This is a genomic window from Saccharopolyspora endophytica (assembly GCF_018070075.1).
In the GTDB taxonomy this organism is placed as follows: domain Bacteria; phylum Actinomycetota; class Actinomycetes; order Mycobacteriales; family Pseudonocardiaceae; genus Saccharopolyspora; species Saccharopolyspora endophytica.
On the sequence record NZ_JAGPXE010000003.1, the window covers coordinates 83,432 to 100,386 of the forward strand.

Genomic DNA, 16,955 nt, shown 5'->3' on the forward strand with positions numbered 1-16,955 from the left:
TCCGCGGTCCAACCTGTTGCCGAGGCGGCAAAGAACGTTGCTGAATCCTGCGGGGGTTGGGCATGGTGGTCGCTGGAGGTGGTCAGTGATGGAAAACGAGGGTCTGACCAGGTACGACGTGGTCGTCGTCGGGGGCGGCGCGGCCGGGTTGAACGCCGCGCTGATGCTGGGGAGGGCGCGTCGCAGCGTCCTGGTGATCGACGGCGAGCAGCCCCGCAACGCCCCCGCCGCCCACATGCACGGGTTCCTCTCGCGCGACGGTGAGGCGCCCGCGGACCTGCTCGCGGCCGGTCGCCGCGAAGTGGCGGGCTACGGGGGAGAGATCCTCACCGGGCAGGTGGTTTCGGCGGGCCGCGAGGGCTCGGGCTTCGTCGTGGAGACGGCCGACGGCCGGCGGGTGAGTGCGCGACGGCTGCTGCTGGCAACCGGTCTGCGCGACGAACTTCCCGACGTGCCGGGGTTGGCGGACAGATGGGGCCGCGACGTGCTGCACTGCCCCTACTGCCACGGCTGGGAGTTCCGCGACGAACCGATCGGCGTGCTCGCGACCGGCCCGATGAGCGTGCACCAGGCCCTGCTGTTCCGGCAGTGGAGCGAGCGGATCACGCTGCTGCTCAACGGATCCGACGCTCCGTCCGGTGAGGAAGCCGACAAGCTCGCCGCTCGCGGCATCGACGTCGTCGCGGAGCCGGTCGAGAGGCTGGAGGTCGTGGGCGACGAGCTGACCGGAGTTCGCCTGGCGGGCGGGCGAGTCGTTCCGCTGCGGGCGTTGGCGGTGGCTCCGCGCATGGTCGCCCGGTCGGAACCGGCCGCCGGCCTCGGGCTGGAACCCGAGGCGCACCCCAGCGGCGGTGCGCACATCCCCTCGGACGAGCACGGCCGGACGTCCGTGCCGGGCGTGTGGGTCGCGGGCAACACGACCGACCTGCGCGCCACCGTGATCGTCGCGGCGGCGGCCGGGGCGACCGTCGGGGGAATGATCAACATGGACCTGCTCGAGGAGGAGACCGCCCGCGCCGTCGCCTCCGCGCGGAATCCCTTCACCGCGGCGGCGGAGAACCGCACCTGCGAGGTCGCGATGGGCGACAGCCGGCACGGACTGGTGCACGACCAGGAGGAGCACATGAGCGCAGCGGAGTGGGACGAGCGGTACGGCAGCCAGGAGCGGCTCTTCAGCGGCGCCGTCAACGACGCCCTCGTCGCCGAGGTCACCGGCATGTCGCCGGGGCAGGCCCTCGACGTCGGCTGCGGCGAGGGCGGCGACGCGATCTGGCTGGCCGAGCAGGGCTGGAAGGTGACCGCCACCGACATCTCGCGGGTGGCGGTCGAGCGCGGTGCTGCGGTCGCCGCGGAGCGCGCTGCCGAGGTCGCCGCGAACATCGCGTGGGTGCGCGCGGACCTCGCCGCCGAGCACCCGCCGGCCCGCTCGTTCGACCTGGTATCCGCGCAGTACTTCGCGCTGAAGAAGGAGCGCGGCGACGAGCCGGTGCGCGCCCTGCTGGCCGCCGTGGCGGTGGGCGGCACGCTGCTGTACGTCGGCCACGACCCCGCCGGGTTCCCGCCGGACGCCGAGTTCGACCCCGCCGAGTACGTCCAGCCCGCCGACGTCGCGAAGTTCCTCGACGAGGACTGGCAGGTGGAGGTCGACGAAACCCGCCCGCGCACCGGGCCCGGCAAGGAGGACCACCCGCACGACGTGGTGCTCAGGGCCCGTCGCGTGCGGTGAGGGTCAGGAGGCGCTGCGCAGGCTCACCTCACCGCGCCAGACCTCGGCGACCTTCTGCACCGGGAGGTCCAGGGCATCGCACAGGCCCACCACGGTGCCGAACGCCGGGGTCGGCAGCCGGCCGGACTCGATCTTGCGCAGCGTCTCGGGGGAGATCCCCGCCGCGCGGGCGATCTCGACCGCGTCGCGTCCTGCGCGCGCGTCCCGCAGCATCTTGCCGACGCGCGCGCCGGACTCCACCTGATCAGGGGTGAGAGGAAGCCGTACCACGACTCGAAGGCTACGGTGGTATTTAAATACCTGCAAGTGCTAGGCTTGGTATTAAAATACCGACAGTGAGAGTCGTAGGAGTACGAGTGATCGAGTTGAAGACGCCGGCCGAGATCGACAAGATGCGCGTCACCGGCGCGTTCGTCGCCGAGATCCTCGCCGAGGTCGGGGACATGGCGAAGGTCGGCGTCAACTTGATGGACCTGGAGCACCACGCGCGCCGCCGGGTCGAGGAGCGCGGTGCCCAGTCCTGCTACTGGGACTACTCGCCGTCCTTCGGCGAGGGGCCGTTCCGCAACGTCATCTGCCTGTCGGTCAACGACGCCGTGCTGCACGGGCTCCCGCACGACTACGCGCTGCGCGACGGCGACGTGCTCACCGCCGACTTCGCGGTGAGCATCGACGGCTGGGTCGCCGACGCCGCCCGCACGGTCATCGTCGGGTCCGAGAAGGAGGAGGACCGCAGGCTGGTCCGCTCGACCGAGGAGGCGCTGCGCGCGGCGATCGACGTCGCCAAGCCGGGCAACCGGCTCGGCGACATCTCGGCCGCGATCGAGGCCGTCGCCACCGACTACGGCTACCCGGTCAACACCGAGTTCGGCGGGCACGGTCTCGGTCGCACCATGCACGAGGGGCCGCACGTGTCCAACCGCGGCAAGCCCGGCCGGGGCATGAAGCTGCAGCCGGGTTTGACCATCGCCATCGAGCCCTGGTTCGCGCGCACCACCGCGCGCATCGTCACCGACCCCGACGGCTGGACCCTGCGCTCGGCCGACGGCTCCACCACGGCCCACTCCGAGCACACCGTGGCGATCACCTCCGACGGCCCTCGGATCCTGACCCTTCCCTGACGTCCTCGCGGCGATGACCGCCCGTGATGGCCTGGGTGGCAAATGGGAGATTCGAGACTTCCAGGGACTCCGGGAATCACGGAGTTGTCACCGCGAGTGGTGGTCTCGGGTGGTCTCTCGTGCTTGCGGAGAGGTCAACTACTCCGAACGGGTTGCGTGTGATCGCTCGTTGTTCGGGTAGCGTTCAAGATCGTGGCGGGCGTGATCGAATCGACCGGGGGCGGGTGGCCGTGCCTCGGACCGCGCCCGCGCGAAGTGGCGGCCTGATGTACCGGCCGCATCCGTTCAGCTGGGTGCCCGCCGAGGGGCAGCGCCACGCGACCACCGACTCCAAGCCCCGCCACGGCTACCACGGCGTCACCGTGCGCACGCTGTGCTCCCAGAAGGTCACCGCCGACAACTCCGACATCGGCTGGCTGTGGCCCACCTGCTCGTCGTGCAACACCCGGGCGCACGAGCTGGCCGGCGTCCCCGAGGCCGGCGACGGCGCGGAGTGACGACGCCGGCCCTGCGCGCGGCGGGCCGGCGCCGTCGACGCCGCTTCAGCGCAGGGTGCGGTGGAAGAGCTCCAGCAGGGCCTCCCAGTGGCGCTCCGCCCCCGCCTCGTCGTAGGCGGCGGTGTCGGCCTGGGTGTAGCCGTGCGGCGCGCCCTCGTAGACCTCGGTGCGGAACCGGACACCGGCCTCGGTCAGCGCCTCGTCGAGCCGCTGGATCTGCTCCGGCGGCAGCGCGTGGTCCTGATCGGCGTGGCCGAAGTACAGCTCGGCGCTGATCTTCCCGGCGACCAGGTGCGGGCTGTCCTCCGCCTCGGTGGCCAGGTTGCCGCCGTGGAAACCGCCCATCGCCGCCACGCGCTCGGGGTAGGCCCCGGCCGTGCGCAGCGCCATCACGGCACCCATGCAGTAGCCGGTGACCCCGACCGGCTCACCGGTGGTCAGCGGGCTGTCGGCCAGCCATTCCAGGTACGCGCCGGCATCGCGCATCGCCAGTTCGGGCGTGAGCTGCTGCATGATCGGGCCGATGGTCTGGAAGATCTCCGGCCGCGCACCCGGGTCGATGAACTCAGGCAGCTCGAAGACCGGGGTCCGGCCCGCCCGGTAGAATAGGTTGGGCACCAGCACGGTGAAACCCTCGGCCGCCAGCCGGTCCGCCATGGCGCAGAGGTGCGGCCGCAGCCCGAAGGCATCCATGTAGAACAGCACCGCGGGATGCTTCCCGCCGCCCTCCGGATGTGTGAGGTACGCATCTACCACGCCGTCCGGCGTGGTGATCTCCACCGTGGTCCCGCGTGCGGCAGTCATGGTGCTGTTCCTCCTCGTGGTTGACGCCGGACCGATCTAAACACTCGTTCACCAGCCGCGACGCGCGGGGATCGGCCGCCGGGCGGAATGCCGGATCTGCCCTCCAGCGCCCGTGAATCGCCGATGGATCCGTTCGTCCGGAAACCCGCAGAGCGGCCTCCGTCCACACCGGACGAGGTGGCGCGACTGGAATTGTCGAACGCTGTCGGGCACTCTGTGCTGGTCGAACGTCCGAACATGGGAGTCCTGGGGCTTTGAGCGGCGATGAGCTCGATTTAGAGCAGGAGCACCTGACCGAGTTGTACGCCCACGTGGACGCCCTGCGCGCACAGGCGGCCGCCCGGGTCGAAGCCGGCGGTGATCCCGACACCGTCGCCGTCTGGAAGGCCGAGGTGTCGCGCCTGGACGGCATCGAGCACGGGCTGTGCTTCGGCCGGCTCGACATGAACGACGGGACCAGCGCCTACATCGGCAGGATCGGCGTGTTCCGCGAATCGGACGACGAGCAGCTGCTGGTCGACTGGCGAGCACCGCTGGCCCGCGCCTTCTACACCGCCACGGCGGCCGATCCGCAGGGAGTCCGGCGCAGGCGCCGGATCACCACGCGGGGCCGGACCGTGGTGGCCGTCGACGACGAGCTGCTGGACTCCGACGGCACCGAGGAGCACCTGGTCGGCGAGGCCGCGCTGCTGGCGGCCGTGACCGCCGAGCGCACCGGCCGGATGCGCGAGATCGTCACGACCTTGCAGGCCGAGCAGGACGCGATCATCCGCTCGGCGGAGCGCGGTGTCCTGGTCGTGCAGGGCGGGCCGGGAACCGGCAAGACGGCGGTCGCGCTGCACCGCGTCGCCTACCTGCTCTACACCCACGAGCACCTGCGCAACAGGGGAGTGCTGGTGATCGGGCCGAGCCGGATCTTCCTGGACTACATCGGGCAGGTGCTGCCGGGTCTCGGTGAGAACCGGGTGATCGCCTCCACCATCGCCGAACTCGGCGGCGGTCTCGACGCCGACGCCATCGATCCGGACGCCGAGCGCAAGGGATCGGCCCGGATGGCCGAGGAGATCGCCCACGCGATCCGGGCGCGGGTGCGGGTCCCCGACGAGCCGGTCGAGGTGACCTTCGAGGAGCAGGTGCTGTCGCTGGACCCGGAGACGTGCCGTCGGGCGGTGGCCAAGGCGCGTGAGGCCGCCCTGCCGCACAACCAGGCGCGACTGGTGTTCCAGAACGAGCTCGTCGGCTCGCTCGTGGGCTCGCTCGTCGAGCGGATGGAATCGCTCGTGCTCAGCGAGGACGGTCGAGCCCTGGACGGGGGCAGCGCTGATGGACGGCTGAGCGCGGCCGACCGCAACGCGCTCTCGGCCGCCGGGGTGATCGTCGACGCCGATGACGACGCCCCTCGGGAGATGATCGACTCCGCCGATCGCGACGCGCTGCGCGCCTCGCTGCTGGCCGACGACGGGGTGCTGGCCGCGCTCGACGAGCTGTGGCCGGAGCTGACGCCCGAGCACGTGGTGACCGACCTGACAGGCGGTGCTCCGCGCACCTCGGCCGACGTGCCGCTGCTCGACGAGGCCGCCGCGCTGCTCGGTCACGACGCGGGCAAGTCCGTGTTCGGCCACGTCGTCGTCGATGAGGCGCAAGAGCTCTCGGAGATGCAGTGGCGGATGCTGATGCGCCGCTGCCCCTCCCGGTCGATGACCCTCGTCGGCGATCTCGCGCAGACCGGCAGCCCGTCCGGAGCCAGCTCGTGGGGTCAGGTGCTGGCGCCGCACGTGGCCGACCGGTGGCGCTTGGCCGAGTTGACCGTGAACTACCGGACGCCGTCGGAGATCATGGCCGCGACCGAGGACCTGCTGGCCGGAACCGGTCTGCGTCCGCCGCGCTCGGTCCGGTCCTCCGGCGAGGTTCCGTGGCTGGAGCGGATTTCCCGCGGATCGCTGGGGGATCTGGTCGGCGAGGTCGTGGCCGAGCACGCGGAGGGACAGCTCGCCGTGATCGCACCGACGGAGCTGGTGCGCGAGCTCGCCTCGGTGGTGGGCGTGGGACTGCCGGTCGACCTGACCGGCTCGATCGTGGTGCTGGAGCCGGGCCAGGCCAAGGGCCTGGAGTTCGACTCGGTGCTGATCGTGGAACCCGCCGCGATCCTCGGGGACGGCGGTTTCGGGCGCAGCGATCTCTACGTGTCGATGACGCGCGCGACCCGGAGGTTGGGTGTGGTCTGCGTGGACGCGGTTCCGGACCCGTTGACGGGGATGGCATCCCGCGAGCCCGCATCGGCGGCGCGCTGAAAAGCGACTCGCAGAAGCTGCTTTCGTCTCGTCCTAGACCCTCGCCGTCGTTGCACGCCCGGAGCTAGGGCCTGCGCTGCGTCGACGGTCCAGACCGAGCGAGTCCTGAGATGGCCGCGCCACCTCAGGAACGGCCCCACGCCTTGTTCACCGAGTCGACGATGTGCTGGTACCCGGTGCAGCGGCAGATGTTGCCGCCCAGGAGTTCTCGGATGTCGGCGTCGGTCGGGTGGTCCTCCGGTGCGGCCGCGGCCAGCGTCGTGAGCAGGCCCGGGGTGCAGAAACCGCACTGCAGTCCGTGGCACTCCTTGAACGCCTGCTGCATCGGGCTCAACCCGGTCTCCGGCGTGAGGCCCTCGACGGTGGTGATCTCGCAGCCGTCGGCCTGCACCGCGAGGGTGATGCAGGACCGCGCGGGCTCACCGTCGATGAGCACCGTGCACGCGCCGCAGATCCCGTGCTCGCAGCCGGCGTGGGTGCCGGTGAGCGCCAGGTCCTCGCGCAGGAAGTCGACCAGCAACCGCCGGGCGGGCACCGGGCGCCGGATCTCGCGGCCGTTGACCGTCAGCGTGATGTCGCAGCTCGCGGTGGGGGTGTCAGGCATGGGGGATCTGCTCCAGGGCTCGCCGGGTGGCCGCGCGCAGGGCGGCGCGGCGGGTATCGGGGTCGGCGTGCACGTCCTCGGGCGGCTCGACCGACACCGCTGCGGTGTCGGCGGCGTCGTCGATCGACCCCGCGGTGAGCGGGCGGCCCAGCAGTGCCTGCTCGGCGGTGGGGAGTCGGCGGACGGTGCCCGCGACGCCCAGCGCGGCGAGCCGGGCCCGGGTGACCTCGGACCCGTCGAGCTCGACGACGACCGCCAGTCCGGCGAGGGCGAAATCGCCTGCGCGGTGGGTGATCTCGGCGAACCCGTGACGGGCGCTCGGCCGGATCGGCCAGCGGGTCTCGGTGATGATCTCGGCCGGGCGCAGCGCCGTCTGGTACGGGGCCACGAACAGTTCGGTGGCCGGGATCCAGCGGCGGCCGTCCGGACCGGTGGCCACCACCTCGGCGTCGAGCGCGAGGGCCGCGGCGCAGAGCTCGGCCGCCGGGTCGGCGTGGGCCAGCGAGCCGCCGACGGTGCCGCGGGTGCGGATCTGGTGGTGGCCGACGTGGCGCAGGGCGTCCACCAGCAGCGGGCAGGTCCGCGCGACCAGGGGTGAGGTTTCGACCGCGCGCTGGCGGGTGGCGGGCCCGATCACGAGCTCATCGCCATCGCGGTGCAGTTCGGCCATGCCGGGCAGGCGGGTGATGTCGACCAGCGCGCTGGGCCGGGCCAGCCGGAAGTTCATCATCGGCAGCAGGCTCTGCCCACCGGCGAGGAGCCTGGCGTCCTCGTCGGCGGCCAGCAGCGCGATCGCGTCGGTGACGGTGCGCGGCCGGACGTAGTCGAACGGCGGCGGCTTCACGAGCGGGCCTCCTCGATCAGGCGGCGCACCACAGGTGGGGTCAGCGGGGTGGTGTCGATCCCGGTGACGTCCAGCGGTGCGAGCGCGTTCTCGATCGCCCCGGCGATCGCGGCAGGTGGGCCGATGATGCCGGCCTCGCCCGCTCCCTTGGCGCCGAACGGGGTCTCCGGAGCGGGGCCGCCCCGCTCCTCGACGAGCATCTCGGGGATCTCGCGGGCGCTGGGCAGCAGGTATTCCGAGAACGTGGTGGCCAGCGGCTGGCCGTCCTCGTAGGGGAGCTGTTCGTAGAGCGTTCCGCCGATGCCCTGCGCGACCCCGCCGTGGATCTGGCCCGCGACGGTCAGCGGGTTGATGACGCGGCCGCAGTCGTGCACCACCGCGTAGCGCACCACCTCGACGACTCCGGTGTCGGCGTCGACGCGGACGACGGCGGCGTGAGTGGCGTTGGTGTAGGTGGCGGCGGCGTTCATCTTGCCGTCGGGACGCGGCACGTGATCGAGGCCGGGCGGCTCGTAGACGGCGCGCGCCTCCAGTCCCGGCTCGACGCCCGGCGGGAGCTCGAAGGTCCGGTTCAGAGCCGATTGGGCCACCTGGGCCCAGGAGACCGCGCTGCCGGGACTGCCCCGGACCTGGAAACGCCCCTCGCTGAGTTCCAGGTCGTCCGGGGACGCCTCCAGGAGGTGCGCGGCGATGTCGGTTCCCTTGCGCCGCAACACCTCTGACGCGCGTTCGATCGCTCCACCGGCCACGAGCGTCCCGCGGCTCGCCCAGCTGCCGAGGCCGAACGGAGCCGTGTCCGTGTCGCCCATGACGACCCGGACCTGCTCGATCGGGATCGACAGCGACTCGGCGACGAGCGTCGCGACCATGGTGTGGGTGCCTTGACCCATCGCCGAGATCCCGACGGCCGCGGTGACGCCGCCGTCGGAGTCGAAGCGGACGTCCGCCGAGTCCTGGCTGCTCCAGGTTCCGGTGATGGAGAACGTGGTGGAGGCGACGCCTTCGACGTAGGTGGCGTAGCCGACGCCCAGGTGCGTTCCGGGTTCGGCGGTGGAGCGCTCCTCGGCCAGCATCCGCTCGCCCAGCTCCACGGCGCGCTCGAACGCCTCGCGGTGGGTGCCGGACACCAGCCGAGCCCCCGCGGCGGTCTCGTAGGGCAGGTCGTGCGGGGTGAGGATCATCCGGCGCCGCAGCTCCAGCGGGTCGATGCCCAGCTCGCGTCCGATCTTGTCGACCAGCCGCTCGATCGCGAAGGTTCCCTCCGGGGCGCCGAAACCCCGGTACCCGCCGGTCGGCGTCTTGTTGGTGACCACGCCCTGCACCGCGATGGCCTGGTGCGGGATCCGGTAGGGCCCGCACAGCGAGCCGACCGCGACCAGGCTCGGCCCGTACCCGGCGGGGAAGATCTCGCCGGATCCGAGGTCGGTGCGCACCCGGCCGCGCAGCGCGGCGATCGTGCCGTCCTCGCGAACGGCCGCCGACAGGTCGATCCTGGTGTCGCGGGCGTGGGTGGCGGCGATCAGGTGCTCGTGCTGGTCCTCGATCCACCGGACCGGGCGGCGCAACCGCATCGCCAGCCACGGGACGAGGTACTCCTCCGGGTAGATCTCGTTCTTCTGCCCGAACCCGCCACCGAGGTCCGGCGTGATGACCCGGATGTCGCGCTCCGGCATGCCCAGGACGGTGGCGAGCATGGCGCGCACGACGTAGGCCGCCTGGGTCGAGGTCCACACGGTCAGCCGGTCGTCGCGGAACTCGGCCACCACCCCGCGTCCTTCGAGCGGCACCGCCGAGTGGCGGTTCGTGGTGAACGTTCCGCTGATGGTGCGCAGCCGCTCGAACGCGGCGTCCACCTCGGCGGTGTCGGGCTCGACCGACAGCAGCAGGTTGTCGCCCCAATCCGGGTACAGCAGCGCGGCGTCGGGGGAGAGGGCATCGTCGACGGTGTCCACGGTGGACAGGGGGTGCAGATCCGCGTCGACGAGTTCGGCTGCGTCCTCGGCGAGGTAGCGGTCTTCGGCGACCACGACGGCCAGCGGGCAGCCGACGTAGCGGACCCGGTCGCGCGCGAGCGGGAAGTGCCGCACCGCCCGCACCCACGGCATCCGGTCGGGAACCGCGTCGAGGTCCAGGTCCGCCCCGTCGAACACCGCGTGCACACCGGGTGAGGCGAGCGCGGCGGTCTTGTCGACGCCGCGCACCAGGGCGTGCGGGACGTCGCTTCGCACGAAGGCGGCCTCCACCATGCCCGGCAGCACGACGTCGGCCACGTAGCGGCCTCGGCCGGTGAGCAGCCTGTCGTCCTCGACGCGCGGTGTGCGCACGCCCAGCAGAGTGGGCCGCCCGCCCTGCATCGCCTGCATCAGACCTCCCCAGTGGTCCCGCCGGACGGCTCAGGTGATGGCCGTCACAGCGGTGGACTCACGGTAGCCTGCTGCAGCTCCGGGGACGTGCGCAATCCTCCGGATGGACGGCACCCGGGGATGCGCGCTCAGGTCAGGGCCTTGGCCAGTCGGCGCAGTCCCTCGGCGATGGTGTCGGGGGCGAAGGTGGTGAACGACAACCGCATCGTCGCGCGGTCGGGTTCGCCCACCTGGAACGCCGATCCGGGAACGAACGCCACGTCGTGGCGCAGCGCCTCCTGCAGCACCTCCGCGGTGTCGACCTCGCCGGGAAGCCGCACCCACACGAACATCCCGCCCTCGGGTTCGGTGATCTCGGTGCCCGGCGGGGTGCTCTCGCGCAGTCCCGCCAGCATCGCGTCCCGCCGCTCCCGGTAGGTCTCGCGCAGCACGCGCACCCGCGCGTCGAGATCGGCGGTCGCGAGGTACTCGGCCGCGGCGGCCTGATCGATCGTGGAGGTGTGCAGGTCGGCGGCCTGCTTGAGGATCGTGAGCTGCTGCCGCAGCTGCGCGGGTGCGCGCAACCAGCCCACCCGCATGCCCGGCGAGACGATCTTGGAGAAGCTGCCGAGGTAGATCGACCGGTCCGGCACGCGCGCGGACAACGGGCTCACCGGCCGTCCGCTGTACCGCAGTTCGCCGTAGGGGTCGTCCTCGATCAGCCAGAAGTCGTGCCGCGCGGCGATGTCGGCGATCCGGTCGCGCCGCGCTTCGCCGATCGTGCGGCCGGTGGGGTTGGAGAACGTCGGCACCAGGTACAGCAGTGCCGGGCGTTCGTTCGCGGCGATGCGATCCAGCGCCTCGGGATCGATGCCCTCCGCGTCGGAGGGCACCGGCACGATCCGGGCCTGCGCGAGCTGGAAGCACTGCACGGCCGAGAGGTAGACGGGTTCTTCCACCAGCACGACGGCATCGGGGTCCAGCAGCGCCGAGGCGACCAGGTTCAGGCCCTGCTGGGAACCGGTGGTGACCAGCAGGTCCTCGCATCCGGTGGGCAGGCCTTGGCGGGTGAGGCGGGCGGCCACGATCTCCCGCAGCGCCGGGTCGCCTTCGGTGGGCGAGTACTGCAGCGTGCGGGTGGCGTCGGGCTCGGCGAGGGCGCGCGCGAACGCGGCGCGCAGCCCGTCGGTGTCGAACAGCTCCGGGGCGGGAAGCCCGCCGGCGAAGGAGATCACACCGGGTCGGCGGGTCAGCGCGAGCAGGTCGCGCACCGGTGAGCTGGTGACCCCGTCCATCCGGCGGGCACGGGCTGAAGAAGGCATGGGAGCTCCTGGAACGACAGGCGTTGACGAGAAGCGGGGCGTCGGGCCGCAGTGTTGCCGCTGGCGCGCCTCACGGAACGGCTTCGCTGTTCGAGGAGCCGAGCGGGATTCTAAGGCATCGGATTCGGCCGGTCACCCGAATTTGGCGCGGCTCACTCGGCTTTGACCCCGAATGGAATAGTTGCGTAACGAAACGATTCGATGTGATCCGGAAGCCGCCCCGGTGGTGCGACCATGCGGAAAGGCGAGCGATTCTGGAGGACGTTTCCGTGCCACTACCCGTCGAGATCGGGATCGGTACCCGCACCAGGATCGGCTACTCGTTCGGCTCGCTGGTCACAGGCTCGTTCTCCACCGTGCCCGGTCTGCTCCTGCTGCCGTACCTGACCGACACCCTGGGCGTCCCCGGCGCGATCGCCGGCGCCATCGTGCTGCTGCCGAAGGTGTGGGACGTGGTGTTCAACCCGATCGCCGGGAGGTTGTCGGACGCGAGCCTCGTGTGCCACGGCAGCCGACGGCCGTTCCTGCTCTTCGGCGGCCTGGCCGTCGCGGTGCTGTTCGCGGGCATCTTCGCCCACCCCGGCTTCGGTGACACGGCGCTGGACGCCGGGTACGTGATGGTGCTGTACCTGCTGTGCGCCACCGCGTTCGGGCTGTTCCAGGTGCCCTTCAACGCGCTGCCCGCCGAACTCACCGACTCCTACGGCGAGCGCACGCGGCTCACCAGCTGGCGGATGGGATTCCTGGCGGTGGCGGTGCTGCTGGCCGGTGGCGGCGCGCCGGGCATCGCCAACGGCATCGGGGGAGTGGCCGGCTACCGGGTGATGGGCGTGGTGATCGGGCTGGTCATCCTGCTCGGGGCGGTGCTGATGGTCCTGGGCATCCGCGACGCTCCGGTCGGTCGGCGGCGACCCGGCGCGCAGGGGTGGCGCGACCTGGTGAGCACGATGCGGCGGTGGCGTGCGTTCCGGCGCCTGGTGCTGGCCTACTCGGTGCAGGCCCTCGGACTGGCGACCCTGCTGGCCGGTGTCAGCTACGCGTCCCGGTACGTCTTCGGCGATCCGGCGGTGCAGACCTGGTTGTTCGCCGGGTTCGTCCTCCCCGCCCTGATGACGATGCCGCTGTGGCCGAGGATCGGGGAACGCCAGGGCAAGCTGTGGGGATTCCGGGCTGCCTGCATCACCTTCGGCGTGGCCTGCGCCGGTCTGTGCGCGGCGCTGGTGCTTCCGGTGGGCGTGTCGTTCGTGTTCGTCGCGCTCGCCGGAGTCGGCTACGCGGGCATCCAGGTGTTCCCGCTGGCGATCATGCCGGACCTGATCACCGCGGAGGAGGAGCGGACCGGCGAGACCCGGGCGGGCGTGGCTGCCGGGGTGTGGACCGGCGCGGAGACCTTGGGCATGGCCCTCGGTCCGGGGCTTTTCGGTCTGGTGCTCGGAATCGGCGGTTACGTGTCCAGTGTGGACGGTGTGGTGCCGCAGCCGGGCAGCGCGGTGACCGCGATCGTGCTCGGCTTCTCGCTGCTGCCGGGCGCGCTGGTGCTGCTGGGATTGCCGCTGCTGCGGCGTGACGTGCTGGAGGGGCGATGAGGTCCGCCGACGAAGTCCTCGCCGAGCTGCGCGCGCTTCGCGCCGCCGACGTCCCCACCCACGGCGGGCACACCTTGGCCTACGTCTACGACAGCGGGCTCGACGGGCTCGATGAGCTCGGGGCCGCAGCGCACGCGCTGGCCTCCAGCGCCAACGGCCTCGACCCGACGGCGTTCCCCAGCCTGCTGCGCATGGAGAACGACCTGGTCGCCGCCGCCTCCCGGCTGCTGGGCGGCACGGAGCGCACGGTCGGCTCGGTGACCTCGGGTGGCACCGAGTCCTGCATGTTCGCGGTCCTGGCGGCGCGCGAGGGAAACCCCGGTGTCACCGAGCCGACCGTGGTGCTGCCCTCCACGGCGCACGCCGCGTTCCACAAGGCCGCGCACCTGTTCCGGGTCCGCCCCGTGGTGGTGCCGGTCGATCCGACGTCCTTCCGCGCCGACCCGTCGTCGATGGCCGAGGCCATCGACGAGAGCACGGTGCTGGTGGTCGCCAGCGCCCCGTCGTACGCGCACGGCGTCCTGGACCCGATAGCCGAGATCGCCGCAGTCGCGGCGGCGCGCGGGGTGCGGATGCACGTCGACGCCTGCATCGGCGGCTGGGTGCTGCCCCACCTCCGGCGGCTGGGAAAGGCGGTGCCGGAGTTCGGCTTCGCGGTCGAGGGCGTCACCAGCGTGTCGGTCGACCTGCACAAGTACGCGTACTGCCCGAAGGGCACGTCGGTGCTGCTGCACGCCGACGCCGAGCTGCGCCGGGGCCACTTCTTCGCCGGCGCCGGGTGGCCCGGGTACACGATGCTGAACTCGACGCTGCAATCCACTCGCTCCGGCGGCCCGCTGGCCGCGGCCTGGGCGGTGGTGCACCACCTCGGTGACGACGGGTACCTCGCGCTCGCGCAGGCCTCGCTGGAGGCGGTGGAGAAGATGCGTGCGGAGATCGCCGCCGTCGACGGAGTGCGGCTGCTCGCCGAACCCGACTCCACGCTGCTCGCGATCACCACCGACGACGGGATCGACCTGTTCACTGTCGCCGACGAGATGAAGGCGCGCGGCTGGTACGTGCAACCGCAGTTCGCCCACGAGAGCTCGCCGGCGAACCTCCACCTCACGATCACTGCCGCGAACCGGGGCGGTGAGGCCGAATTCGGTACCGCCCTGCGGGAATCGGTCGCCGATGCCCGGGCCGCGGGTCCGGTGGCGGTCGATGAGAACATGGCGGCGTTCCTCGCCGACCTCGACCCGGACGCGCTCTCGCAGGAGGAGTTCGACGCCCTGCTCACCGCTGCGGGCATGGGCGGTGGCGCGGGCCCGCCCGAGCGGATGGCCGAGATCAACGCGATGCTCGCGATCGCGCGCCCGAAGCTGCGGGAACGCCTCCTCCAGGAGTTCCTCGGGTTGCTCCACCGCCCGTCCTAGCGCTCGAAGTGACGCGGCGGAGGTGCTCGACGATCAGGTCGTAGGTCTCCCGCGCCAGGTCGTCACCGGCTCCCAGCTGGTCGTAGCCGTGATCGACACCCGGGATGTCGCGGTGTTCGAGCAGCACTCCGGCGCGGCGCAACGCCTCGGCGTAGCGCCGCCCTTCGGCGTTGAGCAGGTCGAGCTCGGTGGTGATCAGCAGTGCCGGTGCCGTCCCGGCCAGGTCCGCGCCGTTGTCGCCGTACGCGGGCGAGGCCAGCGGGTCGAGGCCGAGCGCCTTGTCGGGCAGGTAGGAGTTGTGGAACACCGCGGACATCCACGGTTTCAGGAACGGTGGCTCGGTCCGGCCGCGGGCGCTGAGCTTCGCCTGCGTCGAGGTCACCAGGTCCAGCGACGGGTAGTGCAGCACCTGCAGGGCCAGGTGCGGGCCACCCGCGTCGCGCGCCTGCCGGGCCACGGCCGTGGCCAGCGAACCACCCGCGCTCGCCCCGCCGATGCTGAGCCGCTCCGGATCGACGCCGAGCTCTCCGGCGTGCTCGGCCGCCCAGCGCGTCACCTCGAAGCACGCCTTCGGCGGGATCGGGAACGGGTGCTGCGGCGCGACCGGGTAGTCGACGTTGAGCACCGCGACCCCGGCGCGGCGGGCCGCGAGGTAGCGGCACAGCGGGTCGTCCTGCTCGGGGTAGCGGATGATGAAACCGCCGCCGTGCAGGTTGATGTGCAGTGGTGGTGGGACGTCGCCGCTCGCCGGCAGGTACAGCGTCGCGGGCACCACGCCGTGGGCGGTGGGAATCTCGATCCGGCGGGTCGCGCACGCGATGTCGGGGAACCGGTGCCGGCGGTTGAGGCGCGGCGCCAGCGACGTGACGCCCTGGATCAACGCGGCGGCCACGCGCGTGACGAGGGGATGGCTGAGCACGGGCATGGCGATCACGGTAGTCACCGGTCCGCCGCGAGGGGAGTGGTCACCGGATTCGCGGTGGTGTTGTCGGGTCCGCGATCAGCTGAGTAACGTCGGTGCGGGGGACCGATGTCCAGGGGGACGCGCACGTGAACATCGACGACGCCGGTCTGACGCTCGCCGATCCGACCGCCTACGCCGACGACCGGCGGCTGCACGCCGCGCTGAGCGCGCTGCGGCGCGAAGACCCGGTGCACCGGGTCGATCCGCTGCCCGCGTTCAACCCGTTCTGGGCGGTGACCCGGCATGCCGACGTGCTCGAGGTCGAGCGGCAGCACGAGACCTTCCTCAACGAGCCGCGACCGATCCTGGTGAGCGCGGCGCAGGACCGCTACACCGCCGAGCACGGCCGGATGCTGCGCACCCTGGTCCACATCGACGATCCCGAGCACAAGGCGCTGAGATCGGTCGTGGCCGACTGGTTCCGGCCCCGAGCGCTGCGGAAGATCGAGGTGGACGTCCGGCGCCTGGCCAAGCGCTCCGTGGACAAGATGGCCGAACTGGGCGGCGAGTGCGATTTCGCGCAGGAGATCGCCGTCGACTACCCGCTCTACGTGATCCTCTCGCTGCTGGGGCTGCCGGAGTCGGACTTCCCCCGGATCCTGCAGCTGACCCAGGAGCTGTTCGGCAGCGACGATGCCGAGCTGCGGCGCGGCCGGTCGCCGGAAGAGCTGCTGCAGGTCCTGCTGGACTTCTTCGACTACTTCAACCGGATCACCGCCGACCGGCGCGCCAACCCGACCGAGGACCTGGCTTCGACGATCGCCAACGCGCGCATCGACGGCGAACACCTCTCGGATTCCGACGCGGCCTCGCAGTACGTCATCATCGCGACCGCGGGGCACGACACCACCAGCTCCACGATCGCCGGCGGCCTGCAGGCGCTGGTGGCCCACCCGGGCGAGCTGGAGCGGTTGCGACGGGATCCGGAGCTGATCCCCTCCGCGGTCGAGGAGATGATCCGCTGGGTCACGCCCGTCAAGGAGTTCATGCGCACCGCGACGACCGACTACGAGCTGGGCGGCAAGCGCATCGAGGCGGGTGAGTCGCTGCTGCTGTGCTACCCGTCGGCGAACCGCGACGAGGCGGTGTTCGACGACCCGTTCCGGTTCGACGTCGGCCGTGATCCGAACCGCCACCTGTCGTTCGGATTCGGCGCTCACGTCTGCCTCGGCGCGACCCTGGCCCGGATGGAGGCGCGGGCGTTCTTCGCCGAGCTGGTGCCCCGCCTGCAGCGGGTGGAACCGGCGGGCGAGCCGGAGTGGAGCGACACCACGTTCGTCGGCGGGCTCAAGCACCTGCCGCTGCGCTACCGCATCACGTGAGCCCGCGCAGGGTGGCGGGTGTGACGCGCGTGGCCGGATACTGTCGTCGGGACGCGTGGCGGCGGACCCCGAAGCGTGCTGCCCGAGGCGATCACCCGGAGTAGCGAGATGGTGTGA

At 71.8% G+C, this 16,955-nt stretch carries 14 protein-coding genes; 7 read left to right on the forward strand and 7 right to left on the reverse strand.

What is annotated here, in order from left to right; translation table 11 throughout:
- The first annotated feature begins 88 nt into the window (after positions 1-88).
- On the forward strand, positions 89-1,726 hold the full coding sequence (locus KBO27_RS34530; RefSeq protein WP_307870290.1) for an FAD-dependent oxidoreductase: 1,638 nt from the start codon (positions 89-91) through the stop codon (positions 1,724-1,726).
- A gap of 3 nt (positions 1,727-1,729) precedes the next feature.
- Here the strand turns inward: KBO27_RS34530 and KBO27_RS07995 are convergent, their stop codons facing one another.
- A complete protein-coding gene (locus tag KBO27_RS07995) occupies positions 1,730-1,996 on the reverse strand; it encodes a helix-turn-helix domain-containing protein (protein ID WP_210969347.1) in 267 nt (88 codons plus the stop codon).
- An 86-nt stretch (positions 1,997-2,082) separates the two neighbouring features.
- On the opposite strand from KBO27_RS07995, the gene map reads away from it, so the two are divergent.
- Both map and KBO27_RS08005 read left to right on the forward strand, forming a co-directional pair.
- Positions 2,083-2,847 (forward strand): type I methionyl aminopeptidase, encoded by a 765-nt coding sequence (gene map / locus KBO27_RS08000; protein WP_210969348.1) that lies wholly within the window; start codon positions 2,083-2,085, stop codon positions 2,845-2,847.
- 266 nt (positions 2,848-3,113) lie between these two features.
- On the forward strand, positions 3,114-3,344 hold the full coding sequence (locus tag KBO27_RS08005; protein ID WP_246536581.1) for an HC3 family zinc finger protein: 231 nt from the start codon (positions 3,114-3,116) through the stop codon (positions 3,342-3,344).
- Positions 3,345-3,389: 45 nt separating this feature from the next.
- Here the strand turns inward: KBO27_RS08005 and KBO27_RS08010 are convergent, their stop codons facing one another.
- Complete coding sequence (locus KBO27_RS08010) at positions 3,390-4,148, reverse strand: dienelactone hydrolase family protein (protein WP_210969349.1); 759 nt, start codon at positions 4,146-4,148, stop codon at positions 3,390-3,392.
- A 254-nt stretch (positions 4,149-4,402) separates the two neighbouring features.
- Between KBO27_RS08010 and KBO27_RS08015 the strand changes: the two genes are divergently transcribed.
- Entirely contained in the window at positions 4,403-6,439 is a 2,037-nt protein-coding gene (locus KBO27_RS08015) for a HelD family protein (RefSeq protein ID WP_210969350.1), read from the forward strand.
- A 124-nt stretch (positions 6,440-6,563) separates the two neighbouring features.
- Here KBO27_RS08015 and KBO27_RS08020 read toward each other — a convergent pair whose 3' ends face one another.
- The 4 genes from KBO27_RS08020 to KBO27_RS08035 all read right to left on the reverse strand — a co-directional run bounded on the left by KBO27_RS08020 (position 6,564) and on the right by KBO27_RS08035 (position 11,551).
- On the reverse strand, positions 6,564-7,043 hold the full coding sequence (locus tag KBO27_RS08020; protein ID WP_210969351.1) for a (2Fe-2S)-binding protein: 480 nt from the start codon (positions 7,041-7,043) through the stop codon (positions 6,564-6,566).
- Complete coding sequence (locus KBO27_RS34535; protein ID WP_210969352.1) at positions 7,036-7,887, reverse strand: FAD binding domain-containing protein; 852 nt, start codon at positions 7,885-7,887, stop codon at positions 7,036-7,038. The genes KBO27_RS08020 and KBO27_RS34535 overlap by 8 nt, the downstream gene beginning before the upstream one ends.
- Positions 7,884-10,250, reverse strand: coding sequence for a xanthine dehydrogenase family protein molybdopterin-binding subunit (locus KBO27_RS08030; protein ID WP_210969353.1), 2,367 nt, complete (start codon positions 10,248-10,250; stop codon positions 7,884-7,886). The genes KBO27_RS34535 and KBO27_RS08030 overlap by 4 nt, the downstream gene beginning before the upstream one ends.
- Before the next feature lie 128 nt (positions 10,251-10,378).
- On the reverse strand, positions 10,379-11,551 hold the full coding sequence (locus tag KBO27_RS08035; RefSeq protein WP_246536583.1) for an aminotransferase-like domain-containing protein: 1,173 nt from the start codon (positions 11,549-11,551) through the stop codon (positions 10,379-10,381).
- A 269-nt stretch (positions 11,552-11,820) separates the two neighbouring features.
- Between KBO27_RS08035 and KBO27_RS08040 the strand changes: the two genes are divergently transcribed.
- Positions 11,821-13,137, forward strand: coding sequence for an MFS transporter (locus KBO27_RS08040; protein WP_307870291.1), 1,317 nt, complete (start codon positions 11,821-11,823; stop codon positions 13,135-13,137).
- Positions 13,134-14,552 (forward strand): pyridoxal phosphate-dependent decarboxylase family protein, encoded by a 1,419-nt coding sequence (locus KBO27_RS08045; RefSeq protein ID WP_210969354.1) that lies wholly within the window; start codon positions 13,134-13,136, stop codon positions 14,550-14,552. Before KBO27_RS08040 ends, KBO27_RS08045 begins: the two co-directional genes overlap by 4 nt.
- On the opposite strand, the gene KBO27_RS08050 is transcribed toward KBO27_RS08045, so the two are convergent.
- A complete protein-coding gene (locus tag KBO27_RS08050) occupies positions 14,467-15,495 on the reverse strand; it encodes an alpha/beta hydrolase (RefSeq protein WP_210969355.1) in 1,029 nt (342 codons plus the stop codon). The two genes, KBO27_RS08045 and KBO27_RS08050, sit on opposite strands and share 86 nt — an antisense overlap.
- 107 nt (positions 15,496-15,602) lie before the next feature.
- On the opposite strand from KBO27_RS08050, the gene KBO27_RS08055 reads away from it, so the two are divergent.
- Entirely contained in the window at positions 15,603-16,838 is a 1,236-nt protein-coding gene (locus tag KBO27_RS08055) for a cytochrome P450 (RefSeq protein WP_210969356.1), read from the forward strand.
- Positions 16,839-16,955 lie beyond the last annotated feature (117 nt).